Below are 22,643 nucleotides of genomic sequence, written 5' to 3' on the forward strand. Positions count from 1 at the left end.
ACCGTTCGGAGGGGAATTGTTTCAGTAGCAAATACGGTTAAATAATGTTTGATAATGGTTAATGGCAATACGCTTGTGAATGTCGTCAGGAAATTGTTACAGTATAGATTGCACTGATTTGATTAAATAACATAGTTATACAGTTACGGATGCTTTTAGGCGATCATTGCAGCATACGATACAGTTCTGTACCAGTACAGGTAGTAAAACAGCTTTGTAGGCTACCGGGTTAAGTTTTTCGATAAAACCGCACCGGCCCTGACTGCTGACTTATGCTTCAAGTTCTTCGCTTTCAGGCATCCCTTCATTGTGCCATTCCTGGGTTTCGGCAGGAGGTTTATAACCTCCGCCAAGCATAAGCAATTCAGAGAGCACTATTTCGGTAACATACCGTTTAATGCCGTTTTTATCGGTGTAACTGCGGTGAACGAGTTTGCCCGATACGGCTACTTCTTTTCCTTTTGTTAAATACTTTTCGGCTATTTCAGCCAGCTTGCCCCAGGCTATTACTTTATGCCAGGATGTTTCCGTTACTTTTGTTCCACTTGCGTTGCGATAGGTATCATTGGTAGCTATAGAAAAGCGGGCAAGTTTTTTACCGGTTTCGGTAGTGTGTATTTCAGGATATTGGCCTAAGTTCCCGATCAGCTGCACTTTGTTTCTTATTGCGTACATAACTTTTGTTTTTAAGATTATCAATTTATTTCAGTCTATCTGGCGCCGTTCGATTGACCACACAAAGATGCCACCCACGGAAAGCCCTAGTCGGTTTTTAAACGTTTGTATTCGGATATAAACGTTTGTTGTCGTTTACAAACGTTTATTTTTAGTACTTTCCATCTTTCAATAGCCATTCAAACCTTTGATAATGACTGTTAAAAACTGTCTGGCCTGCGAACGGCCTATTAAAGGCCGCACGGATAAAAAATTCTGCGACGATTCATGCCGGAACAACTACAACAACCGGTTGAACAGCGATGCCACCCCGTTAATGCGGAACATCAATAACATTCTGCGTAAGAACCGGAGGATCCTGGAAGAGATACTGGCGCCTTTGGAGAAAAAAACGCTGGTGATAGATCGCCAGAAGTTAGTAGAGAAGGGGTTTCAGTTCGAGTATTTCACTGAGCAGTACCAGCCAAAAAAGCAGGAGCAATACTATTATTGTTATGATTATGGCTATCGACCCCTCGATAGTGAAAAGGTGTTGGCAGTAAAGGATACCCGCAAAAAGGTTTTTCCGTGGGAGCGGAAGCAACAGTTGGTAAAGAGTGGGGGATGAGGGCCTACCGCCTCAACAACTTATCATTCACGATCCTTTCCATCACCTCCTCCTTCTGATATTTCGATATCGGGATCTGGTACCTGCCGGCTACGTGTAAGATGTTGCCTTCAATCGATTGTATGCATTGCATATTCACCACGTACGATTTATGCGGTTGAATGAACTGGCTGGCGGGGAGTTTTTCCTGTAAGGCTTTCAGGGTGGAGTGGGTAATGAGCTTCCTGTCTGCAGTATAAAGCGCCACGTAATTTTCCATGGCTTCAACGAATAGCAGCTCATTCAAATTCACTTTTTCCAGTTTGTTGTCGGTTTTAATGAACAGGTAATTGTTTTCTTTGGTAATAGCCCCGGCAAAGTAATCGTAGGCTTTATTGGCCGCTTTTAAAAAGCGTTCAAAGGAGATGGGTTTTAACAGGTAATCGAGCACATCGAGTTCATAGCCTTTGATGGCATATTGTTCATATGCGGTAGTGAAGATCACCTTCGGCGCCTGGGGAGTATTCTTCAGGAAATCGATGCCGGTTACATACGGCATTTCAATATCGAGCAACAACAGGTCAACCGGTTGCTGTTTTAATAGTGAGTTTAACTGAATGGCATCTTCACAAACCCCTGCCAGTTGCAGAAAATCAATTTTTTCAATATATCCCTGCAGGCCCTTGCGGGCAATTGGTTCATCATCGGTGATTACACACTTTATGATTGGCTTCATGGTAACTGTAATTGTATTTCTGCAAAAAAGCTTTTTTCTTTTTTGATCACTGTAAATGTATGTTTTGCCGGGTACAATAATTCAAGCCGCCGTTTCAGGTTTTCTAAACCGATACCATTCCTGGGCACGGAGCCGGTTTCTTTGATCCATTCCGTTACTGCCGGTGTAGCATTTTCTACGGTAAAACATATATTGTCTTTTTCTTTTCGGGCTTCAATATTTATTTGGTAATCCCCGCCAACGTATTTAAAAGCATTTTCTACCAATGGCAAAAACAATAATGGATATACCTGCTCGCCATTGAAGGAACTGTCAAAGTAAACCTTCAATTGTAATTTATCTGAACTTCTTATTTGCTGCAGGTCAATAAAGTTCTGCAGGTAATGCAGCTCGCTGCTGATGGGCACCGTCTGTTGCTGGTCGTACAACTGGTATCGCAGTAACTCCGAAAATTTTTCGATGCTTTTCTTGGCCTCCGCTACATTGTCGTCCATCTGAAAATAAACGGTATTGAGTGCATTGAACAGGAAATGCGGATGATATTGCGCTTTTAAGAATTTCAACTCCGTTTGCAAATGGTCGTTGGTGATCTTTTCAAGTAAAAGCTTATTGTTTATATAGGCCTGTAACAATTTATGACTTCGCGCTACTGCATAATATACCAGGCAATACAATAACGGGATGATATTTATGGTAGCGAAATCTCCCCAGCTTAAACCATCATCGGTTAAAGCGGCCATAGGAGTAACGATGGCATTGTTTATCACCTCCGTTATTATTACCACCCAAATCAATTCCTGCAATACGGTTTTGAAATTGATCTGGTGTTGTAGTTTTTTATCGAAATGCCTGAACAGCCTGTCAAATGCGTACATGGTTATATATCCTGTACCTATGACAAAGACCACTTCTATGGCGGTGAACTCCCAGGCCCTTTCCCAAAACCGGAAATGTGATACCGTATCGTTGATCACCCGCACGGTAGTATAGATCACCAGTCCAAATAACCCGGGGAACACATATTTCCAGAACCGTTTCATTATTTGTAATTTACGATATTTGGATGGCTGCCTGCGCAATTTCACTTGATTTCTCCTGCGCAGCCTCTTTCGTTTCTTTCATCTGCTTTACCGCTTTTTTCTTCGGTTTCATCCCAAACAGGAATCGCGTAATGGCATACGGCCTGATAAATAAATGATAAATGCACATCACCAATGCAAAGGATGTTATAAAAGTAAACAGGAACTTGTTCAATACGGGTTCGTTAGTCCTTATTACATAAAATACTACTATCACGATGATCGTCTGGTGTAAAATATAAAAAGGATAAACGGCTTCATTCACATAATTCAGCACGCTGTGCTTTTTGTTCAGGTAACGCCTGCCATACCCGATAAAGGTGAAGATCCAACTCCAGGCCGTAAGAGGAAATAAAGCAATAAACAAATAAGTGCGGTAATCGCTTTGCCAGTTGGGGAGCACTTCATCCGGTTCAAGGTTATTCCATCGCAAATAATTGATCAGCAAAATACTTGCAAATGCGAAAAGAAAAGAGGTGCGGCGGTTGCGTTCGAGGCTCTCCATCAGTTTAGGAAAATTGATACAGGTAAAACCGGTTATCAGAAAAAACAACCAGTATACGTGGCGGCCCCAGTCGTGAATAAGATCATGCGTTTCGGGAAACGGCCGGCTCATGGCGGTATAGGCGATCACGCCGGGCACCGGAAGCAGATAGATCCATTTACGATTGGCCAGTTTGTTGAAGAATGCCAGCCGTTCCCTGCCTTTTTCACTCATCATCCATTTGAACAAGGGAGCAAACAGTATATCGTACAAAAACAAATACACAATAAACCACAGGTGATGCCAGCTGAAATTACCGGCAGGGTATGCACCGGTTGAAAAAACGGTACCGTAGAAGTCGGCAAAGTTGCCTTTAAAGCCTTGTGTCAGCCGTTCCATGTATACCTGTGGCGGAACAATCACCAGGATCCCAAATACCAGGGGAATAAACAAACGCCGGAACCGTAAACCGATGAACGAACCACTGCTTCTTCGTTGCAGCATAAAATAAGTTACCGTTCCCGAGATGAAAAACAGCAGCGGCATTCTGAACCGGCCGAGCCAGAAGTTAATTTCCATCAGCAGGTTGCTGGTTTCGTTGTTTTTCAGGTGCCATTCCCATTCTTCCACGAAAGCCATTCCGGAGTGAAGGAAGAAGACAGCGATGATAGAGAAAATGCGGAGCCAGTCTAAATACGACTGGCGGTTGGAAGCAGGTTGCATACGGTTAATTTTCTACAAACCTAGTTTCGGGCCGCCCGCCTGTAAAATTACTTTGACGTGTGGACGGTTCAGGAGGGTGAAAAGGCGGGAAGGGCAATGTGCCAATGACCGGTACTGAAGGTGGTTCCCTTCAGATAATTGAGAAAAATGCATTATTCAGCCTCAAACCGGGTGAAAGACGCCAGGTACGGGCCTTTACTGTTCTTCCTGACTTTCTGTCTTTTAGACATTTAATTTATTATTGCCCGGCGATTTGTTATTATGGCCGCCAACCAATAATTTTGCCGGGTTTAAAAAACTGAATACAGAATGGCAAGAACTATCGCATTTCGCGAAGCGCTCCGCGAAGCTATGAGTGAAGAAATGAGGAGAGACGACCGGGTTTTCCTGATGGGTGAGGAAGTAGCTGAATACAATGGCGCCTATAAAGTAAGCCAGGGTATGCTGGCAGAATTCGGCCCCAAAAGAATCATTGACACCCCTATTGCCGAGCTTGGTTTCACCGGTATTGCGGTAGGTGCTGCTCAAAACGGTTTACGTCCTATCGTTGAGTTCATGACCTGGAACTTTGCCGTACTGGCATTGGATCAGATTTTAAATACAGCTTCCAAAATGCTGGCCATGAGCGGTGGTCAAATTGGTTGTCCGATCGTTTTCCGCGGGCCCAACGGTTCTGCCGGTCAGCTTGGTGCCCAGCACTCTACAGCTTTTGAAAGCTACTATGCAAACATTCCCGGTATTAAAGTAATTTCTCCTTCCAACCCATACGACGCCAAAGGATTGATGAAAGCCGCCATCCGCGATGAAGATCCCGTGATGTTCATGGAAAGCGAGGTTATGTATGGCGACAAAGGCGAAGTTCCCGAAGAAGAATACCTGATCGAGATCGGTAAAGCCGATGTTAAGCGGCCCGGTAACGATGTTACCATCGTTTCTTACAATAAAATGATGAAGGTGGCGCTGGGCGCGGCTGCTGAACTGGAAAAAGAAGGTGTCAGCGCTGAAGTTATCGACCTGCGTACTATTCGTCCGCTCGACTGGTACACCATTCTCGAAAGCGTTAAAAAGACCAACCGCCTGGTGATCGTTGAAGAGCAATGGCCCATGTGTTCGGTATCTTCTGAGATCGCTTACCGCATTCAGAAAGAAGGTTTCGATTATCTCGATGCGCCTATCCGCCGTATTACAGCCGCCGATGCGCCGCTGCACTACGCACCCAACCTGGTTGAACTGGCTTTACCCAATGTTGAACGCACAGTGAAACTGGTGAAGGAAGTAATGTATATGAGAAAGTAAGAAAAAGGCATATAAGGCAACGAGGCATAAAGCCAACAGCCTTTACAATGTCATTGAATATATTTCTTTAAAATGGTTACAGTTTATACTGTAGCCATTTTTTTTTGCTTAACGCGGGAACGCAAAACGCCGAACGCTTAACGCAGAACAACCGGCAACTGTATTACCTGTACCTTGAAACCTGTAACCTGTATCTGAAACCTGCTCCCTGCAACCGGCAACCAATAAAAAAAGCCTCCCGAATTTCGGGAGACCGTTTTTGCTTGCTTTGGATATTAATAGAAAAAGTTACTCAATTATTTAAGCATAAAAGAGCATAAGGCCAGCAGGCCATACATGCCTCCAAGGATAAATCCACCCAATAAAATTAAACGGGTAATTACTTTAGTTAATGGAAGGTGAGCGCGAACATCTACAGCAGATGCCTTCATAAGTAACGGATTTTGGTTAGAAATGTGTTTTTTAAAGGATATGACACTAAAGTAATATGCGTCAACGGTTCGTGCAAGGTAGATTTACCAGTTTCTATTTAGTAAATTTTACCAACGTTTTAACTGATTGGGTGTGAACGTCCATTCGGGAGTGAAAATGAATGAGTTATTTGTATTCACCTCATACCAGGGCGAATACCTGCTATTGGAAGGATTTTTCAGAACGTGAATATCCTGGGCCGGCATATAACTCTGGGCCAGCATATATAGCTTTTTACCGGTTTTGCTCACCGCCACATCTACCACTATTACGGCATGGCCCGGTGAGCCGCCTTTTATCAATACATCGCCGGGCCGAATATTATTGAAGCCGGCTACTTTGTGCAGTTGTCTTTCAAGCGAAATAGTTCCGCAGTACGCATATACTTTTTCTAGATAACGTTCGAAGCGGGTACTGTCAACCGATGCGGGGCACACATATTTCTTTCCGCTGTTATCGCTGAACCAGATCTCGGCAAATCTTTTCTGGCTGTACAGGTACTGGGCCCGCAAACGCATTACCGCATCGGCGCATTGCTGCAGGTCTTTATCACTTACCGGAATGTCAAGCACCACATATTGCGCTTCCTGGTTTCTTTTTGGTGCGCCATTGTATAAGAAAACAGTTTTCCCTTTCTTTATGCGAATGTTTTGTAACCATTCGGCAAATGAGCCCCTGGCGGCGGGCATACGTTCATAGCCTGCCGGCAGCGGTATGGCTCCAATATGATCAGGCAAATCAGGGGTGGCCATGCCGATCTTTGATAGAGCAGGAAGGGGAGGTTGCCCAAAAAAACGGGGGTATACGTACAATGCAGCTATTCCTACGATCATAATTAGTAAAAACGGCAGGAAAATTGACGTAAGGAGGTTCCGTTTCATATTGTTACTTTTGAAGAACCTATAGGATGTAGGAATTATATTTTTCCATAGCAAAAGACTGTTAAACCAACTATGTCAAACATTTTAATTATCGACGACGAAAAAGCGATCCGTAAAACACTCAGTGAGATCCTTTCCTATGAAGGCTATAAAATTGAAGAGGCCGGCGATGGAGAAGAAGGTCTCAAAAAATTTAAAGAGAAAGCGTATGATGTAGTGTTGTGTGATATCAAAATGCCCAAACTGGATGGTATTGAATTTTTAGATAAAGCCCGCGAGGCAAATCCCGATGTACCGGTGATCATGATCAGCGGCCACGGTACAATTGAAACAGCCGTTGAGGCTGTTAAAAAGGGCGCTTACGATTATATTTCGAAGCCACCCGATCTCAACCGCCTCCTGATAACCATTCGCAATGCGATGGATAAGAACAACCTGGTTACCGAAACCAGGGTACTTAAGCGCAAGGTGAGCAAGGTGGAAGAAATGATCGGCGAATCGGCGCCCATCGTAAAGATCAAAGAAACCATCGATAAAGTGGCGCCTACCGACGCCCGTATTCTGGTAACCGGTGAAAACGGGGTGGGTAAGGAACTGGTAGCCCGCTGGGTGCATGAAAAAAGCAACCGTGCTGCCGGTCCGCTCGTTGAAGTTAACTGCGCGGCCATTCCCAGTGAGCTGATAGAAAGCGAACTGTTCGGTCATGAAAAAGGTTCTTTTACCTCAGCCGTTAAGCAACGGATTGGTAAGTTTGAACAGGCGCACGGCGGTACGCTTTTCCTCGATGAAATTGGCGATATGAGCCTGAGCGCTCAGGCCAAGGTATTACGTGCATTGCAGGAAGGAAAGATAACGCGGGTAGGGGGCGATAAAGATATCAGTGTAGATGTACGGGTGATAGCGGCTACCAATAAAGACCTGTTGAAAGAAGTGGATGACAAAAACTTTCGTCTCGACTTATACCATCGGCTTAGCGTTATTATCATTCATGTGCCTTCACTGAACGATCGCCGCGAAGACATTCCCTTACTGGTCGATAAATTCCTGGCCGATATCTGTGCCGATTATGGAATTCCCAAAAAAGGCATTGAGAAAGAGGCACTGGATGCCTTGAAACAACATAACTGGACGGGCAACATCCGCGAGCTGCGTAACGTGGTAGAGCGGTTGATCATCCTCTCGGGCAAAAACATTATTCCCGATGATGTACATGCGTATGTAGTTCCCAAAAGGTAGTTAACTGGTTGACGAGTTAACTAGTTAACCAGTTAACTCGTCAACTTGCTGTAATTAATTCAGTCTTTCCTTCTTTAAGAAAGGCTTTCTTTTCTTCTATAGTTTTCAATAACCTCACATTTTTCAGATCGCAACTGCACTGGCAGGCCTCGGGGCCTGAAAAAACGATCTCTTTGTCGGGGAACATGATACTGAACTGCTTCAGGTATTCATGCATGTCGCATTTGTTCAGGTTGGGAATGATGAGGAAATACAATTGCGTAACGTGGTGTTGGGAGCAGATCAGCTGCAACATATCGAGCGGAACGTTCTTACCCATATAAATGGCCGGCACCCTTTCCTTCTTTAACATGTAATGCATAAAGAGCAGCGGTAATTCCTGGCATTCGCCGCCCGGCATATCGTGGTGGTCACCCGCCGGGGTGAACAACAGTACCCGCCGGCCGCCGGTATATGCAGTTTTTTCCAACCCGTCGATGGCCACCATCATTTTTTTAATGATGAGCGAACGGGCAAAATGGGCATGCGCCTGTATTAACTGGCCGGTAAGCCATAAAACCCCGATCTTCTTTAGAAACGGGAATAATACGCAGATCATGCTTTTTTCAAAACCGGCATGCAATACCAGGTTGTGCAATATTTTATCGAACCGCGGCTGGTCGAGGTCGAGCGTGGCTTCGGTAAGCTGATTGATGAAGATTTCGTAATTATCCGAATCGGGTTTTGCTTCGAGGGCCATCCTGGCCATTTCTTCGGGCGAACAGCAGGCGATTTGTGAAATTTTATGTCCCTGGTTATACAGGTAAGCTATGCGTAAAAGGTGCTTTAAGTCCTCGCAATCATAGAAACGGTGTTTGCTTTCCCTGCGTTTTGGGCAGAAAAGGTTGTAACGCTGTTCCCAGATGCGCAGGGTATGCGCCTTGATGCCCGTTAAGTTTTCAATATCCCGGATAGAAAAGAGATTCATATGATTGTAACAAAAGGTAAGATATTACAACTAATGGAACTGGAGAAATACTGTTTATAACAAATAAAGCCCATAAGCTTAGAGATTATACGTTTTTTAGCAAATAGTTCGTTATTGGCCTGTTTCCTTGCAAATTAATATGGTATTTTTGCCCGGATTTTTTTATAAAATAGCCCCATAATGAGTTTACACGATCTGTTGATTATCATATTGGTATCCCTACTAATTCTGATATTGCCTGCCTATGGTCTTGCGAAATTATTCGAAAAAGCCGGTATTCCCTCCTGGAAGGCCTGGGTACCGTTCTATAACACCTGGGAAATTATAAAGGTTGCCAAAATCAAAAAACATTGGTATTTCTGGCAATTTATTCCGGTTGCAGGGTGGTTCATCAGCATTTGGTTACTGGTTGAATTTGTTAAATTATTCGGAAGATTCAAATTACTCGATCATGCGGCGGCGGCCCTTTTATCGGTGGTGTACTTCCCCATGATCGGCATGGATAAAAAAGTAAAGTACCTTGGCCCCGAGGCGGTAAAGAACCACAAGAAAACCACGGTGCGCGAATGGATAGATGCCGGTGTTTTTGCTGTTGTGGCGGCTACCCTTATTCGCGTTTTTGTTTTTGAAGCGTATACCATTCCCACCGGTTCAATGGAGAAAACCCTGCTGGTGAACGATTTTCTGTTCGTAAGCAAGCTGAGCTACGGTCCGCGCATACCCAATACGCCGCTGGCCATTCCGTTTGTGCATCACACGCTGCCCATTACTAATTCGAAATCATATACCGAAGTCATTCACCTGCCTTATACGCGCTGGTTTGCCAGTCCGGTCAAGCGCAATGACGTGGTGGTGTTCAACTTCCCGGCAGGCGATACGCTTACCAAAGAACGTGATTCGCAGGATCCGTATTACGATATGCTGTTGCAGGCAGAAATGGAGCAGTACAGCATCCTGAGATCACAAATACCCAATGAAGCACAACTGCGCGCCGTTGCCAAAGAAAATGCCCGCGAATATGTATGGAGCAATTTTACGGTAATCACCCGGCCGGTCGACAAACGGGAGAACTATATCAAACGTTGCGTGGCCATTGCCGGCGATACCATCCAGATCATTGACGGGTATTTATATGTAAACAGCCAGAAAGCTTATATTTCACCAACCGCTGCCGCCGAGTATGTGGCAACTGTTGCCAATAATAAATTACTGACGGAAGAAGACCTGCGGGAAGCCGGCGTTCGGCTTACTTCGGAGGCGAACAGCGCGCCCGATTTTGAACCCACTGGCGTTAACACCTATAAGCTCAATCTTACCGAAAATGAACTGGCGATCGTGAAAAAAATGGATGGGGTGGTATCGGTGACCCGTAAGGTAGAAGAGGTTGGCGATCCGCGCATATTCCCACGCGATACAGCGAATATTTTGTGGAGTGTTGACAATTTCGGTCCCTTGTGGATCCCTAAAAAAGGAGTTACCATTCAGTTGACACCTAAAAATATCGCCTGTTATAAACGCGCTATCAGGGTGTATGAGAACAATACCTGGGAAGACCGGGATGGTAAGATCTTCATCAACGGCCAGGAAACTACAACCTATACTTTTAAAATGAACTATTACTGGATGATGGGTGATAACCGCCATCGTTCGCAGGACAGCCGTTTTTGGGGTTTTGTACCTGAAGACCACATTGTAGGCGAGGCCTGGCTGATTTGGATGAGTTGGGAAAATGGCGTTCGCTGGAACCGGATGTTCAGAACAATACATTAATGGTTTGTAGTTTGCGGTTTGTGGTTTGTGGTTTGAGCTGACTTTCGGGCCTCCGCATCAGGTGGCATCTTTCAGTACAGGGCCGTCGGATAAAACAGCAATAAAACAATAATCTTTCATTATCTTTAATAATCCTCTTCGTTCCGATAGCGATCGTAACGGGGAGGATTTTTTGTCTGGTTAAGGTTTTAAAACATCTGGCAAAAAAACCAATAAATATTTTCAAATGAAACAAAGTGAATATAAGTTTTCATTCGAGGTATATGATTCAATACAGGAGCTTACCGAAGAAGATGCCTGGTTGCTCACAGAGGCCAGGGAGGTAACGGAGCACGCCTATGCGCCTTATTCACATTTTCACGTAGGAGCGGTTGCCAAACTGGCCAATGGTGAAATTGTTGCCGGCAGCAACCAGGAGAACGCTTCCTTTCCGGTTGGGTTATGTGCCGAGCGGGTATTGCTGGCTTCGGCTTCTTCATTATATCCCAAAGTGCCTATTGAATCAATGGCCATCAGCTATCAGGCCGGTAACGGCGACAGCGACCATCCTATTTCTCCCTGTGGCATTTGCCGCCAGTCATTACAGGAATTTGAAATGCGTGTAGGGCATCCTATCAGGCTGATTCTGGGCGGTATGGAAGGAAAGATATATGTGATACCGAAAGCGAGTGTGTTATTGCCGTTGGCGTTTACCAGTGAAGAATTGAAGTGACTGATAAACGTGAAATGTGAAACGGCAAACGTGAAAGTCCTGTTTCCGGGCCTTACAATAATTTTCATACCTGGAATGCCCGGTTGGCAATATACCTGCAACGGGGCCCCGGCGAATTAACTGACGATCGGCAAAAAAATAAAGTGATGCTGCCTCCTGATACGTCCCGGCATTTTTGAACCCTTTCATGTTTCACGGTTCGCCTATAAACGGAAACAGCGCTCTTGTACCAACAAGGTTTATTTTTTATCTTGGAGAATGCGAATAATTATTTCATTGATCATTTTCTGCAGTGCCGCCAATGCGTATCCGCAATCGCCGCAGAAAATTGAACAGGAATTATTAATCACGTTCAAACGATTACAGCACTGGAGCTTACATCCCGATGCTTCCTCCATGATCGGCCGTATGGATTCTGTAAGGGAGGCCAATACCGCGTTCCGCAATAGCCTGCTTGCCTGGACGGCCTCCGTAAGAACTACATTTACCTGCGAGTTTAAAGACCTTGAAAAAGAAGGGCTTGTTATAAAAACGGCTGAAGACGGCCTGTTCCGTATTTATTCATGGAATACGGGAATGGGGGGCGCCGAACCTGATTATGATGCCGTTTTTCAATACCGGGTAGATAATGAAGTGTTTTCCCAGTTGGCCGAACATAATCAACAGGACGCCGGTAAATGGTATTCCAATGTATATACCCTGAAAACGGATAATAAAACATACTATCTCGGCGTGTATAACCAGTCGCACTCCAGCACCAGTTTTTCGCAGGGAGTAAAGGGTTTTTGCATCGATGATAAGGACCTCGATGAATGGGTGCGGCTATTTAAAACAGGTGACGGACCTGTGAACGAAATGGGGTTTAATTATAACTTTCTTACTGTGGCCCACCGGCCCGAACGCCCCGCGAAACTGATCTACTACGATACCGATGATGACCGGTTGCACCTCACTGTTGTACAGGACGATGGTAAGGTTACAAGGGAAATCGTTACCTGGCAGTTCACCGGTAAATATTTTGAGCAGGTAAAAAACAGATAATTGTACCTTGTTTGCTTATAAACAAAAAGCTGAATGAAAACCGAAGCCCATACAAATATACTCCGTTCGCTGACCGGCCATTTTGGTGCAACGCCATCCCTGTTATGGGATCCCAGCGACGAAGCGCCGCAGGTAGGCTGTGCTTTTTTTTCAGCCGAAAAAACAGGCCGGCCCTGGGGCACACTGGTTACTTTCGGAATGAGTCTTACTCCTATGGTTATGGATGAACGGGCCGATGAAACCGATATGCCCCGTGCAGAAATGATAGCGTATGTAAATGAAAATGAAACGCAGTTGGATGATATAGCCAACTGGTTATGCTGGACCGGTTGTTTTCCCTTCTTACAGGAACCGCAAACATTCCTCGGCTGGGGCCACACCATACATATGGGAAATCTTTTTAAGGATTCCGAACTTACCACACTGCTTACTTTAACCTCCATTGTTAAAGCCGATAACGAACCGGTTTTCAGGGTTGAAAATGAAGATGTTGGTTTTCTCTGGCTCACATTTCTCACCGACGCGGAATACGCCTATAAAAAAGAACACGGGGTGAACGCCATTCTCGATCTTTTTGGCGGGAACAACCATCCGGTTGCACTTGACCGTGGCCGTAAAAGTTACGTGTAGTTACACTTCCAGTTCAAGATCTGCGGCTGCATAGCCGGTACAGGTAAGCACCAGTCCAACCTGCACATCGGCATCGGTAAGCACTTCATTATTGCTCATGGTTACCGAACCTTTGCGGCAATAGGCCGAACAGGTGCCGCAGCGGCCCGTATTGCAGCTATAGGGCAGTGTGATCCCATTTTTTCTGGCTGCCTGTAAAATGGTATCGGGCCAGGCGATGGTAAACCGGTGCGTTTGTTGTGCATAATGCAATACCACGTTATAAACAGTAGAGGGCATCGTAAACGCCGGTTTGCGCACCGGCTCAATAACGAAATGTTCCTTGCGTAACTGATCTTCCCCGAAACCCATTACCCGTAAAGTGAACTGCACCATGCGCATGAATGGTTCGGGGCCGCAGGTATAAAACAGGTTGGTGGTTTGTGGTTTATTGTTTGTGGTTACTAATTGCTCAAGTAGCCAGTTATTAAGGCGGGCGGGTTTTGTATCGGGGTCAATGGGGTTGCTTAATACATCAATTCGGTTGAACCGGTGCGCATATTGTGCGGCCAGTTCCTGCAATACTTTTTGAAATATGATGTTGCGCTCATCGTGGTTTTGATAGATAAGCGTAATATGACTTTCCGGTTCGTTAAAAAGCAGCTTTTTTATCAGGGCAAGAACAGGCGTTATTCCGCTTCCGGCCGCAATGAACCAGATATGGCGTTTTTGCGCGGGATCTGTTTCGATGATAAACCTTCCGGCCGGCGGCAGGCTTTCTGCAAAAGTGCCGCGCTGCCAGTTGTTGAGGATGTACCGCGAAATTTCGCCATTGGTTTTCTTTTTTACGGTAATGGCTATGTGTTTATCGATGCCATGCGCAGTACAAATAGAGTAGGAGCGGCGTATTTCATGGCCATAGCGATAGAACAAAAAGGTGAGTGACTGGCCGGCCTCCCAGGTAACGGGCCTGCCATTTACTTCTTCCAAAACATAGGTAGCCGTATCAGGTGTTTCCGCTATCACCTGTATCACTTTCCATTGCAACAGTTCCATGTTTACAGGTTGTTTAAGTTCACCACTATGCGGCCCATAATATTTCCCTGCAGAATATTATCAATGTAAGTTGTATTCAGTTCATCGAGGGTGACTTCCCTGGCGATCGCGGGTAATTTATCTTTTATATGCCATTGGCTGGCCAGTTTTTCCCAAATGGTAACGCGTACGTTCATGGGTGTTTCGGCAGAACCTACGCCCAGTAAATTAATGCCATTCAAAATAAAGGGATATACGGTAGTATCGAGTTTGGGTGAGGAAACCAGGCCGGTGCTTACCACACAACCTTCGGGCATGCAGCCCTTCAACAGGGTGGCCAACGTATTGCCGCCCACCGTATCGATCGCCCCGGCCCATTTGGGTTTCAAGAGTGCTTTTTGGGAGGTATCGGTTACAAAATCCCTTGGTTCCAGCCGCACCGCGCCAAGGTGGGTAACATAATCCTGTGCATTCGATTTGCCGCTTACCGCAATCACTTCATAACCTGCTTTCGATAAAATAGAAATGGCCAGGCTGCCAACGCCGCCTGTTGCGCCGGTAACCACAATGGGCCCTGCTTCGGGCTGTAGTTTCATCAGTTCCATTTTATATACCGCACAGGCAGCGGTAAAACCGGCCGTGCCGATGATCATACAGTCTTTCAGGGAATAGTTCTCAGGTTTTTTAACTACCCAGCTGGCCGGTACGCGTATATACTGGCCAAACCCGCCACAGGTGTTCATCCCAAGGTCGTAACCGGTTACCAGTACTTCGTCGCCTACGGCAAACCGTTCGTTGCGGCTTATTTCTATTACACCGGCGGCATCGATGCCGGGTGTATGCGGGAACTTACGGGTAATGCCTTTGTTGCCGGTAGCCGAAAGCGCATCTTTGTAATTCAGGGAAGAATAATGCACCCTGATCACCATTTCTCCTGCCGGCAGGTCATCGATATATCGCTCAACAATGTTCCGTTCAAATTTTCCAGACCCGGTTTCTGTTATCCAAAGCGCTTTAAATGGCATATTTTCTGATATTTCTTAAATCTTTATTATTTGCAAACTTCATACTTAACCAAGGCAACGAGGCAACAAGCCATCAAGGCAACACGGCAAGTTTTTCTTTATACAGTTCATAATTCTCATCATCGAAACATACAAAGTACACTTCGGTTATATTATTATCGTTTGCCAGGAACTGTTGTACCGCTTTAATGGCTATTTCTGCCGCATTCGGTTTCGGAAAACGGTAAACGCCGGTACTGATATTTGGAAAAGCGATGGTCTTCGCTCCATGCTCAACTGCTAATTGTAATGAGTTGTGATAACATTTTGCCAGCAACTCCGGCTCGCCTTTATTTCCATTGTTCCAAACGGGGCCAACGGTATGAATAACATATTTTGCCGGTAATTGTCCGCCGGTAGTGATCACTGCCTCTCCGGTATCGCAACCGCCCTGTTTTGCCCTGATCTGGCGGCATTCTTCCAGTATGGCGGGGCCGCCGGCACGGTGAATGGCGCCATCGACGCCGCCGCCGCCCAGAAGGGAAGAGTTGGCTGCATTGACAACAGCATCCACTTTCATTTTAGTAATATCACCTTTTATTAATGTAATCATAGTTTGCATATCAAATCCCCCCCGAAATCTAAAATAGCGTCTGTACGCCATGTGCAATTTTGTTCTCATGTTGCAGCAGCCACTTTTTGCGCGGCAGTCCGCCGGCATAACCCACGAGCTGGCTGTTTGAACCGATCACCCGGTGGCAGGGTACAATGATGGCTACATTGTTCCTGCCATTAGCCGCAGCGGCAGCCCTGATCACTTTGGGATCGCCGAGCCGGTGGCTCAGGTCGAGGTAGCTGAGGGTTTTTCCGAAAGGAATATTCATCAGTTCAGCCCAAACCTTTTGCTGAAAAGGCGTGCCCTGCTGCGAAATGGGCAATTCAAAAAAACGGCGATGGCCATGAAAATACTCTATCAGTTGTTCTACTGCCTGTATGGCCATAGGCGGTAAGGCACTATAGTCGGTTTTAGGGGTAATTTTCTCCGGTTCATCAATGAATATCACTTCACTGATAAACTGGCCTGTACCGGCAATCTGAAGTAACCCTACAGGCGATTGATAATATGTAATGAACGCGTCCTGCATAACCGGGTTTCATCATATGTTATTTTTCATATTATACATACAATCGTTGTACCACCATACGCTGAATGCTGAACGATTAAGGCTTAACGCTGGTTTCCGCAATTTCAGGTTTCTACACAGGCATACAATTTTCCGCATTTTGCGTTTCGCCTTCGGCCTTCAGCCTATCTTCCAGCCGTTTTGAACCGGCCGGTCGGGTGCTAGTAAAACTACCTCTTTTTTATCAGTGTAAATGCCCAGCACCAGGCATTCGCTGAAAAAATTAGCGATCTGTTTGGGGGGAAAATTAACAATGGCGATCACCTGCCTGCCGATCAGCGATCCCTGCTCGTATAATTGCGTTATCTGGGCCGATGACTTTTTGATACCCAATTCACCAAAATCGATGGTTATTTGGTACGCCGGGTTTTTGGCTTTGGGAAAATTATTAACTTCCGTAATTGTTCCGACCCTGATATCTATTTTTGCGAAATCATCCCATGTGATGTGCATGCTCTTAATTTTTTCAAAAATAAATTACAATTAAATGAAACGTACAGCTACTGCCGTTTGGAACGGCTCAGGAAAAGAAGGTAATGGACATTTGACCTCACAAAGCACTACATTGAACAAAACGCAGTATTCGTACAAGTCACGGTTTGAAGAAGGTGTTGGAACCAACCCCGAAGAGTTGATCGCTGCCGCACATGCCGGTTGTTTTGCCATGAAGCTGAGCTTTGTATTGGGTGGCGCTGGTTTTACACCCGATTCACTGGATGTAACTTCTACCGTTACCCTCGATAATGGTGCTATCACCAATTCGCACCTGGTGCTGAAGGCAAGCGTTCCCGGCATCAGCGCTGAAAAATTTAAAGAGTGCGCCGATGATGCCAAGGCTAACTGTCCGGTTAGTAAAGTACTGAACGCAGAGATCACTTTGGAAGCATCTCTGGTATAAAGCGTTAACCGTATATAACAATGATCTGTGATGTAAGAATATGAGATTTCGGGATTTCGCGATTTAGGGATTTTGAGATTTGTCGTAAGACTTAATTCAAAAGAAATCTCAAAATCGCGAAATCTCAAAATCAGCAATTGTCGTCCTGCCTTCCCTTCGCGATCTTAAGAACCGAATGTTTCCTTTTCTCCTTAGCCTTTGCAAAAAATGCGATAAGATATGTCCTCAAACAAACGAACCCGGCGCAGCTTTATCAAAAATGCCTCACTGGCCGCCGGCAGTTTCTTCATTGTGCCACGCCATGTATTAGGCCGGGGCTATATTGCCCCCAGCGATAAACTCAATATCGCCGGCATAGGCGCCGGTGGCAAGGCCGAAGTGAATTTGCCCTACGCTTATAACAATGGCGCAGAGAACATAACCGCACTTTGCGATGTTGACGACCGTATGGCGGTGAATGCCCGCAAAAAATGGCCGCAGGCGCCTTATTACCGCGACTACCGCGAAATGCTCGATAAAGAACATAAAAATATCGACGCCGTAATTATTACCACTCCCGATCACATGCATGCCGTACAGGCCCTTGCAGCCATGCAGCTGGGCAAACATGTGTATGTTGAGAAACCACTAACGCACGACATTTACGAGGCCCGCATATTAACGCAGGCCGCACAACAGTATAAAGTGGTTACGCAAATGGGTAACCAGGGCAGCAGCGGTGATGACACCCGCATCGTGGAGACCTGGATCCAGGCAGGGGTGATCGGCAACGTACATACAGTGCATGTATGGACGAACCGCCCCGTTTGGCCGCAAGGCGTTCCAACGCCCACCGGTAAATTCGATATTCCGAAAGAAGTTGACTGGGACCTGTGGCTGGGCACTGCACCCTTCCGCGATTTCAATCCTGCTTATTTGCCCGCCACCTGGCGCGGCTGGGTCGATTTTGGTGCCGGCGCCCTCGGCGATATGGGCTGCCATTTTATTGACGTGCCGTTCAGGGCGCTGAAACTGGGATACCCGGTATCGGTAGCCTGCAGTGTGGGTTCGGTATACACGGGTTTTTTCAGAGAAGCAATTTATAACGACAGCTATCCGCCTTCATCGAAGATCAATATCCATTTTCCGGCCCGCGGGGAAAAAATGCCGCCGGTAGAGCTGATCTGGTACGATGGCGGTATACAACCCGATCGCCCCGCAGAGTTATTGCCCGACGAACCTTTTGCCGGGCCAGACGGCGGTATCCTGTTTGAAGGAACAAAAGGCAAACTGCTGGCCGGGTTGTTTGGCCGCAATCCTACCTTGCTGCCGACACAAAAAATGAAAGAAGTAAAACTGCCCAAATCAAAATTTCCGTTTGTTGATAATGGAACAGAAGGTCACCAGACGCAATGGGTGCAGGCCTGCAAAAAAGGTTTCGGAACTTATACCAGTTCTTCCTTCGATGTGGCCGGACCGCTTACTGAAACCGTACTGATGGGCAACCTGGCAGTTAGAAGTTATAATATTAAAGAAGGAAACAATTTCCCCGGCCGTAAAAAGCTCCTGTGGGATGGTGCCAATATGCGCATCACCAATTTTGAAGCGGCGAATGCGTTTGTGAAGCGGGAGTACCGGCAGGGGTATAAGTTATAGTTCTCAGTTCTCAGTTCACAGTTCACAGTTCACAGGTCTCGGTTATTCAGTTATTCAGTTATTCAGTTATTCAGTTTGTGAGTTGCCGGTTACCAGATACCTGTTTCCGGAAATGAGATCAGGCCCTTCGGGCTCCAATAACTTCGTCGCTTGTCGCCCTTCGGGCTCCAATAACTGAATAACTGAATAACTATTTTGTTCGCATGCTTTGCTAAAAATATTTTAGTTAGAATCCAACGTAAATATTCATACCGGTTTTCTATTGCCCAACCCGCTGCAACACTTTTCATCGAATTCCCGTCTGGTGTAATGCAAAAATATTTTTGCAAACCATTTGTTTAATTTCCTGACCGGGATTAAAAAGAATAAAGTAATTTAACTTGCTAAATCGGTTTAAATCTATACTTTCAGGCTTCTAAAATCAATGCTTACAGTATGAAGAAGAACAAAAATAACAACCCTTCGTCGCGCCGGGATTTCCTTAAGAACACAACCCTGGCGGCCGCCGGTTTCTTTATTGTTCCCCGTCATGTATTGGGCAAAGGCTACATTGCCCCCAGCGACAAATTGAACATTGCCGGTATTGGTGTGGGCGGAAAAGGTACCAGCGATCTTGCCTCGTTTGCCAAAAGTCCCAAAGTGAATATCGTTGCCCTGTGTGATGTCGATGATCGCCAGGCCGTGAAATCGCGCCAGAGTTTTCCCAACGCGCCCTACTACCGCGATTTCCGCGAAATGCTTGAGAAGGAAAAGAAAAATATTGATGCCGTTTGTGTATCTACTCCCGATAACACACACGCCGTAGCTGCACTGGCTGCCATGCAACTCGGTAAGCACGTATATGTACAAAAACCTTTAACGCACGATATTTATGAAGCACGCATTCTTACCGAAGCCGCAAAAAAATATAAGGTAGTTACCCAAATGGGTAACCAGGGCGGTTCAGATGATGGCGTTCGTAAAATGAAGGAAATGGTTGATGCCGGTTATATCGGCGATGTGCATACCGTGCATTGCTGGACGAACCGTCCCGTATGGCCGCAGGGCATTCCAACACCCAGCGGTTCATTCGAAGTGCCAAAAGAAGTTGATTGGGACCTGTGGCTCGGCCCCGCAAAAAAGATCGATTACAACCCTGCATACCTGCCATTCAACTGGCGCGGCTGGTGGGCGTTCGGTACCGGTTCACTGGGCGATATGGCCTGCCATATCATGGACCCCGTGTTCCGTATTCTTCCCATCGATTATCCAAGTTCGGTAGAGTGCAGTGTGGCTACCATTTATAAGGAAATGTGGAATGACTATGTGAATCCCGATAGCTGTCCGCCTTCTTCCATCATGCACCTGACGTACCCACGCAAGGATAAAAAAGGCAATATCAAAGTTTCATGGCACGATGGCGGATTGTTGCCTGAGCGCCCCGAAGAACTGCTGCCCGAAGAAGCAATGGGTAACTGGGACGGCGGTGTTATTATGGAAGGCACCAAGGGTAAGATCATGTGCGATTGTTATGGCGCCAACCCGCGGTTGCTGCCTACCAAACTGATGAAAGTAAAAGCGGTGCCTAAGGAAACCATCAAACGTGTACCGGAAGGCCACTATATACAATGGGTGAACGCCTGTATGGAAGGCTATGGCAAAGGCGTAACCAGTTCACCGTTCGAATATGCCGGACCGTTCACAGAAAGCATTTTGATGGGTAACCTCGCCATTCGCAGCTTCCTCATGAAGAACCCGAATGCCAAAGGCGAAAACAGGTATCCGGGCAGAAAACGTTTGGTGTGGGATGCAAAAAATATGAAGATCACGAACTTTGAAGAAGCCAACCAGTTTGTGAAGAGAGAATATCGTGATGGCTGGAACCTGAGTTTATAAATTATTCAGTTATTCAGTTCGTTAGTTCTGAGCGTAGGTAAATAAACCTGTACCCGGAATTAATGAACTGAATAACTGAACAACTGAATAACTGAACAACTTATTCGTTTTCCGTATCTGTAGTATCAGTATCTGACGTGTCGGGTTTCTCTTTCTCGGTAATCAACTCTGCCAGCGTAAGCAATTCCTTTTGCTTGTAGTTGTTCTTCTCATCAGTAAAGCATTTGCTGAACTCCTCCATTAAAAACTGGATCACCCGTTTGTTCGAAAGTTGTTTGAAGTAGGTGGCGGAAGGCGCTACGTTGATGCGTTTGAAGTAATTCTCTACGTCTTTATGCGTGAATACCTGACCGCTCATGGGATCTATAAAGAATTCCGTTTTGTACAACGGGTTCTCTACATGACGGGTAAAATCGTAGTCGGTTTTAAAATAACCCAGCACAAACTGGTGCGGAATATTGATTGCACGAACCGGCACATCGAGCAGTTCGCACAGGATCAGGTATAAGATCCCGTTGGCAATTGTATTACCGCGTTTCGTTTCAAGCTGCTTGTTTATCAGGAACTCTTCGGGGTTCTGATAACCTATTTCCGCACCCCGTAAATTGAAATAATTGTAGAGAATACTGGTTACCACATTTACCTGCTCGAGGGGAGTGAGGTAACTGTTCAGTTCCAGCCAGATGTTCCGTCTTAATTTTTCAACTTCCTGGTAAACCTGTGAGGTCACCAGATCGGGATACTGAAAGCGCGCAACCAGTAATGCGCCAGTGAGCAGGTCCTGGTGAATATTGTTATTCCATTGCGTTAATTCCTCTGTGAGATCGCGATAATGTAACCGGTGTATCAACATTTCAATACGTTCCTGTACATCTTCGCTGATGGTGTTCTCCCACAGATTTTCAAGGTTAGGTATGATGCCTTTTCCATAATCTATTATGCGGGTAGAGACCACATTGAAGACCTCTTCATCGGGATCATCAATTAAATGGAACAATGCCGATATCTCTTTGTTTTCTTCCATCTTAAATACTACAGTTCTTGCCGTTTAACCACTTCAATATCGTAATCTTATAAAAGATATCAATAAAAATCTTATCCACAAAGTTTTATCACTTTGTGGGGAACTCTGAACTCAGCGGCAAATACTGGTTAAATAATCGTTCCAGCTCCTGTTTTTCCGTTGGGGTAGCGATCACCCGCCGCGGTATAACGATGGCATGATACGAACTTGTGTACAGATAGTAACAGGCGGGCGTTTCGGCTTTTTTCACGATCGCCTCCCATGAATATTTGCTTTCCGTTGCGGTGTCTTTATCTACAATACCCGAATCGGACAACATCACTTCCGCTTCATCAAGTACATGCTGGTTCTCGGGTTTCGATAAAATGCTTCGCACCCGGCGAAGGATAGAACGTTTGATAAGCCAGGGCACCATCAGAAAATATACAAGTGCTATTACGCTAAAGATAATGAGGTCGATAAAGATCTGCTCTGAACGGCGGCTGAAAATGTATAGTCCGGCCACCCCTGCATACAGAATAAAAACCCGCAGGTAGTACCATAGCCGGTAGTTCCTTTTTTCCGGCGCGGCCCAGGCCGTGTAATAATTGTAATCGAAATATTCTTCTTCAGTAAGGTGGTATTTGAGACTAAGCATGGTTGAATCAATTAGCAATTGGCAATTTGCAAAAGGCAAGGATTGAAGAATTTCGGGCCTCGCGATTGATCGCGAAGCTCCCTTT

At 45.7% G+C, this 22,643-nt stretch carries 24 protein-coding genes; 10 read left to right on the forward strand and 14 right to left on the reverse strand.

Annotated elements, in window-relative coordinates; genetic code table 11:
* Positions 1-270 precede the first annotated feature (270 nt).
* A complete protein-coding gene (locus A4R26_RS01545) occupies positions 271-675 on the reverse strand; it encodes a single-stranded DNA-binding protein (protein ID WP_081159022.1) in 405 nt (134 codons plus the stop codon).
* Positions 676-868: 193 nt separating this feature from the next.
* On the opposite strand from A4R26_RS01545, the gene A4R26_RS01550 reads away from it, so the two are divergent.
* Positions 869-1,282, forward strand: a complete 414-nt coding sequence (locus A4R26_RS01550; protein WP_081159025.1) for a hypothetical protein — start codon at positions 869-871, stop codon at positions 1,280-1,282.
* Positions 1,283-1,286: 4 nt separating this feature from the next.
* Here A4R26_RS01550 and A4R26_RS01555 read toward each other — a convergent pair whose 3' ends face one another.
* Genes A4R26_RS01555 through A4R26_RS01565 form a run of 3 tightly spaced genes read right to left on the reverse strand, consistent with a single transcriptional unit; the run spans position 1,287 to position 4,283 of the window.
* Entirely contained in the window at positions 1,287-1,997 is a 711-nt protein-coding gene (locus A4R26_RS01555; RefSeq protein ID WP_081159027.1) for a LytR/AlgR family response regulator transcription factor, read from the reverse strand.
* Positions 1,994-3,037: a sensor histidine kinase gene (locus A4R26_RS01560; protein ID WP_081159030.1), complete on the reverse strand. Its 1,044-nt coding sequence runs from the start codon at positions 3,035-3,037 to the stop codon at positions 1,994-1,996. The genes A4R26_RS01555 and A4R26_RS01560 overlap by 4 nt, the downstream gene beginning before the upstream one ends.
* Positions 3,038-3,047: 10 nt before the next feature.
* On the reverse strand, positions 3,048-4,283 hold the full coding sequence (locus A4R26_RS01565; RefSeq protein WP_081159033.1) for an acyltransferase family protein: 1,236 nt from the start codon (positions 4,281-4,283) through the stop codon (positions 3,048-3,050).
* A 309-nt stretch (positions 4,284-4,592) separates the two neighbouring features.
* Between A4R26_RS01565 and A4R26_RS01575 the strand changes: the two genes are divergently transcribed.
* The gene (locus A4R26_RS01575) at positions 4,593-5,579 is read left to right on the forward strand and encodes a pyruvate dehydrogenase complex E1 component subunit beta (protein ID WP_081159037.1); all 987 of its coding nucleotides are present in this window, start codon (positions 4,593-4,595) and stop codon (positions 5,577-5,579) included.
* A 296-nt stretch (positions 5,580-5,875) separates the two neighbouring features.
* Here the strand turns inward: A4R26_RS01575 and A4R26_RS35785 are convergent, their stop codons facing one another.
* Together A4R26_RS35785 and A4R26_RS01585 are read right to left on the reverse strand one after the other, a co-directional pair.
* A complete protein-coding gene (locus A4R26_RS35785) occupies positions 5,876-6,010 on the reverse strand; it encodes a hypothetical protein (RefSeq protein ID WP_278248396.1) in 135 nt (44 codons plus the stop codon).
* A gap of 108 nt (positions 6,011-6,118) precedes the next feature.
* Positions 6,119-6,931, reverse strand: a complete 813-nt coding sequence (locus tag A4R26_RS01585) for a DUF4846 domain-containing protein (protein WP_081159054.1) — start codon at positions 6,929-6,931, stop codon at positions 6,119-6,121.
* Between the two features lie 72 nt (positions 6,932-7,003).
* On the opposite strand from A4R26_RS01585, the gene A4R26_RS01590 reads away from it, so the two are divergent.
* Positions 7,004-8,167, forward strand: a complete 1,164-nt coding sequence (locus A4R26_RS01590; protein ID WP_081159056.1) for a sigma-54-dependent transcriptional regulator — start codon at positions 7,004-7,006, stop codon at positions 8,165-8,167.
* A gap of 40 nt (positions 8,168-8,207) precedes the next feature.
* On the opposite strand, the gene A4R26_RS01595 is transcribed toward A4R26_RS01590, so the two are convergent.
* A complete protein-coding gene (locus tag A4R26_RS01595; protein ID WP_081159059.1) occupies positions 8,208-9,134 on the reverse strand; it encodes a MerR family transcriptional regulator in 927 nt (308 codons plus the stop codon).
* A 180-nt stretch (positions 9,135-9,314) separates the two neighbouring features.
* Between A4R26_RS01595 and A4R26_RS01600 the strand changes: the two genes are divergently transcribed.
* From A4R26_RS01600 to A4R26_RS01615, 4 genes are all read left to right on the forward strand, one after another.
* Positions 9,315-10,904 (forward strand): S26 family signal peptidase, encoded by a 1,590-nt coding sequence (locus A4R26_RS01600; protein ID WP_081159061.1) that lies wholly within the window; start codon positions 9,315-9,317, stop codon positions 10,902-10,904.
* Between the two features lie 226 nt (positions 10,905-11,130).
* Complete coding sequence (locus A4R26_RS01605; RefSeq protein ID WP_081159064.1) at positions 11,131-11,616, forward strand: cytidine deaminase; 486 nt, start codon at positions 11,131-11,133, stop codon at positions 11,614-11,616.
* Positions 11,617-11,874: 258 nt separating this feature from the next.
* On the forward strand, positions 11,875-12,657 hold the full coding sequence (locus tag A4R26_RS01610) for a hypothetical protein (protein ID WP_081159067.1): 783 nt from the start codon (positions 11,875-11,877) through the stop codon (positions 12,655-12,657).
* A gap of 33 nt (positions 12,658-12,690) precedes the next feature.
* Entirely contained in the window at positions 12,691-13,287 is a 597-nt protein-coding gene (locus tag A4R26_RS01615; RefSeq protein WP_081159069.1) for a suppressor of fused domain protein, read from the forward strand.
* Here A4R26_RS01615 and A4R26_RS01620 read toward each other — a convergent pair whose 3' ends face one another.
* The 5 genes from A4R26_RS01620 to A4R26_RS01640 all read right to left on the reverse strand — a co-directional run bounded on the left by A4R26_RS01620 (position 13,288) and on the right by A4R26_RS01640 (position 16,942).
* On the reverse strand, positions 13,288-14,322 hold the full coding sequence (locus A4R26_RS01620; protein ID WP_081159072.1) for a flavin reductase family protein: 1,035 nt from the start codon (positions 14,320-14,322) through the stop codon (positions 13,288-13,290). It lies immediately after the preceding gene.
* A 2-nt stretch (positions 14,323-14,324) separates the two neighbouring features.
* Positions 14,325-15,326 (reverse strand): YhdH/YhfP family quinone oxidoreductase, encoded by a 1,002-nt coding sequence (locus A4R26_RS01625; protein ID WP_081159075.1) that lies wholly within the window; start codon positions 15,324-15,326, stop codon positions 14,325-14,327.
* Between the two features lie 73 nt (positions 15,327-15,399).
* Positions 15,400-15,918 carry an O-acetyl-ADP-ribose deacetylase gene (locus A4R26_RS01630; protein ID WP_081159078.1) on the reverse strand — a complete coding sequence of 173 codons (519 nt, stop codon included), beginning with the start codon at positions 15,916-15,918 and terminating at the stop codon, positions 15,400-15,402.
* A 28-nt stretch (positions 15,919-15,946) separates the two neighbouring features.
* A complete protein-coding gene (locus A4R26_RS01635) occupies positions 15,947-16,450 on the reverse strand; it encodes a methylated-DNA--[protein]-cysteine S-methyltransferase (RefSeq protein WP_081159081.1) in 504 nt (167 codons plus the stop codon).
* A 159-nt stretch (positions 16,451-16,609) separates the two neighbouring features.
* On the reverse strand, positions 16,610-16,942 hold the full coding sequence (locus tag A4R26_RS01640) for a tRNA-binding protein (protein WP_081159083.1): 333 nt from the start codon (positions 16,940-16,942) through the stop codon (positions 16,610-16,612).
* A 34-nt stretch (positions 16,943-16,976) separates the two neighbouring features.
* On the opposite strand from A4R26_RS01640, the gene A4R26_RS01645 reads away from it, so the two are divergent.
* From A4R26_RS01645 to A4R26_RS01660, 3 genes are all read left to right on the forward strand, one after another.
* Positions 16,977-17,387 (forward strand): OsmC family protein, encoded by a 411-nt coding sequence (locus A4R26_RS01645; protein ID WP_081159086.1) that lies wholly within the window; start codon positions 16,977-16,979, stop codon positions 17,385-17,387.
* A 219-nt stretch (positions 17,388-17,606) separates the two neighbouring features.
* Positions 17,607-19,022, forward strand: a complete 1,416-nt coding sequence (locus tag A4R26_RS01650; RefSeq protein ID WP_081159089.1) for a Gfo/Idh/MocA family protein — start codon at positions 17,607-17,609, stop codon at positions 19,020-19,022.
* Between the two features lie 435 nt (positions 19,023-19,457).
* The gene (locus A4R26_RS01660; protein ID WP_081159094.1) at positions 19,458-20,897 is read left to right on the forward strand and encodes a Gfo/Idh/MocA family protein; all 1,440 of its coding nucleotides are present in this window, start codon (positions 19,458-19,460) and stop codon (positions 20,895-20,897) included.
* 100 nt (positions 20,898-20,997) lie between these two features.
* Here the strand turns inward: A4R26_RS01660 and A4R26_RS01665 are convergent, their stop codons facing one another.
* Both A4R26_RS01665 and A4R26_RS01670 read right to left on the reverse strand, forming a co-directional pair.
* Positions 20,998-21,921: a transglutaminase family protein gene (locus tag A4R26_RS01665; RefSeq protein WP_081159096.1), complete on the reverse strand. Its 924-nt coding sequence runs from the start codon at positions 21,919-21,921 to the stop codon at positions 20,998-21,000.
* Positions 21,922-22,009: 88 nt separating this feature from the next.
* Positions 22,010-22,558 carry a YcxB family protein gene (locus tag A4R26_RS01670; protein ID WP_081159098.1) on the reverse strand — a complete coding sequence of 183 codons (549 nt, stop codon included), beginning with the start codon at positions 22,556-22,558 and terminating at the stop codon, positions 22,010-22,012.
* Between the last annotated feature and the right edge of the window lie 85 nt (positions 22,559-22,643).

The organism is Niastella populi, from assembly GCF_002078015.1.
GTDB classification, from domain to species: domain Bacteria; phylum Bacteroidota; class Bacteroidia; order Chitinophagales; family Chitinophagaceae; genus Niastella; species Niastella populi.

Excerpts from the sequence above, each read along its gene's own strand:
- A4R26_RS35785 (WP_278248396.1), bottom strand. The coding sequence starts at position 6,010 with ATGAAGGCATCTGCTGTAGATGTTCGCGCTCACCTTCCATTAACTAAA.
- A4R26_RS01590 (WP_081159056.1), top strand. The coding sequence starts at position 7,004 with ATGTCAAACATTTTAATTATCGACGACGAAAAAGCGATCCGTAAAACA.
- A4R26_RS01595 (WP_081159059.1), bottom strand. The coding sequence starts at position 9,134 with ATGAATCTCTTTTCTATCCGGGATATTGAAAACTTAACGGGCATCAAG.
- A4R26_RS01650 (WP_081159089.1), top strand. The coding sequence starts at position 17,607 with ATGTCCTCAAACAAACGAACCCGGCGCAGCTTTATCAAAAATGCCTCA.
- A4R26_RS01610 (WP_081159067.1), top strand. The coding sequence starts at position 11,875 with ATGCGAATAATTATTTCATTGATCATTTTCTGCAGTGCCGCCAATGCG.
- A4R26_RS01550 (WP_081159025.1), top strand. The coding sequence starts at position 869 with ATGACTGTTAAAAACTGTCTGGCCTGCGAACGGCCTATTAAAGGCCGC.
- A4R26_RS01565 (WP_081159033.1), bottom strand. The coding sequence starts at position 4,283 with ATGCAACCTGCTTCCAACCGCCAGTCGTATTTAGACTGGCTCCGCATT.
- A4R26_RS01605 (WP_081159064.1), top strand. The coding sequence starts at position 11,131 with ATGAAACAAAGTGAATATAAGTTTTCATTCGAGGTATATGATTCAATA.
- A4R26_RS01645 (WP_081159086.1), top strand. The coding sequence starts at position 16,977 with ATGAAACGTACAGCTACTGCCGTTTGGAACGGCTCAGGAAAAGAAGGT.
- A4R26_RS01560 (WP_081159030.1), bottom strand. The coding sequence starts at position 3,037 with ATGAAACGGTTCTGGAAATATGTGTTCCCCGGGTTATTTGGACTGGTG.
- A4R26_RS01615 (WP_081159069.1), top strand. The coding sequence starts at position 12,691 with ATGAAAACCGAAGCCCATACAAATATACTCCGTTCGCTGACCGGCCAT.
- A4R26_RS01670 (WP_081159098.1), bottom strand. The coding sequence starts at position 22,558 with ATGCTTAGTCTCAAATACCACCTTACTGAAGAAGAATATTTCGATTAC.
- A4R26_RS01635 (WP_081159081.1), bottom strand. The coding sequence starts at position 16,450 with ATGCAGGACGCGTTCATTACATATTATCAATCGCCTGTAGGGTTACTT.
- A4R26_RS01585 (WP_081159054.1), bottom strand. The coding sequence starts at position 6,931 with ATGAAACGGAACCTCCTTACGTCAATTTTCCTGCCGTTTTTACTAATT.
- A4R26_RS01665 (WP_081159096.1), bottom strand. The coding sequence starts at position 21,921 with ATGGAAGAAAACAAAGAGATATCGGCATTGTTCCATTTAATTGATGAT.
- A4R26_RS01575 (WP_081159037.1), top strand. The coding sequence starts at position 4,593 with ATGGCAAGAACTATCGCATTTCGCGAAGCGCTCCGCGAAGCTATGAGT.
- A4R26_RS01545 (WP_081159022.1), bottom strand. The coding sequence starts at position 675 with ATGTACGCAATAAGAAACAAAGTGCAGCTGATCGGGAACTTAGGCCAA.
- A4R26_RS01625 (WP_081159075.1), bottom strand. The coding sequence starts at position 15,326 with ATGCCATTTAAAGCGCTTTGGATAACAGAAACCGGGTCTGGAAAATTT.
- A4R26_RS01640 (WP_081159083.1), bottom strand. The coding sequence starts at position 16,942 with ATGCACATCACATGGGATGATTTCGCAAAAATAGATATCAGGGTCGGA.
- A4R26_RS01630 (WP_081159078.1), bottom strand. The coding sequence starts at position 15,918 with ATGATTACATTAATAAAAGGTGATATTACTAAAATGAAAGTGGATGCT.
- A4R26_RS01660 (WP_081159094.1), top strand. The coding sequence starts at position 19,458 with ATGAAGAAGAACAAAAATAACAACCCTTCGTCGCGCCGGGATTTCCTT.
- A4R26_RS01555 (WP_081159027.1), bottom strand. The coding sequence starts at position 1,997 with ATGAAGCCAATCATAAAGTGTGTAATCACCGATGATGAACCAATTGCC.
- A4R26_RS01600 (WP_081159061.1), top strand. The coding sequence starts at position 9,315 with ATGAGTTTACACGATCTGTTGATTATCATATTGGTATCCCTACTAATT.
- A4R26_RS01620 (WP_081159072.1), bottom strand. The coding sequence starts at position 14,322 with ATGGAACTGTTGCAATGGAAAGTGATACAGGTGATAGCGGAAACACCT.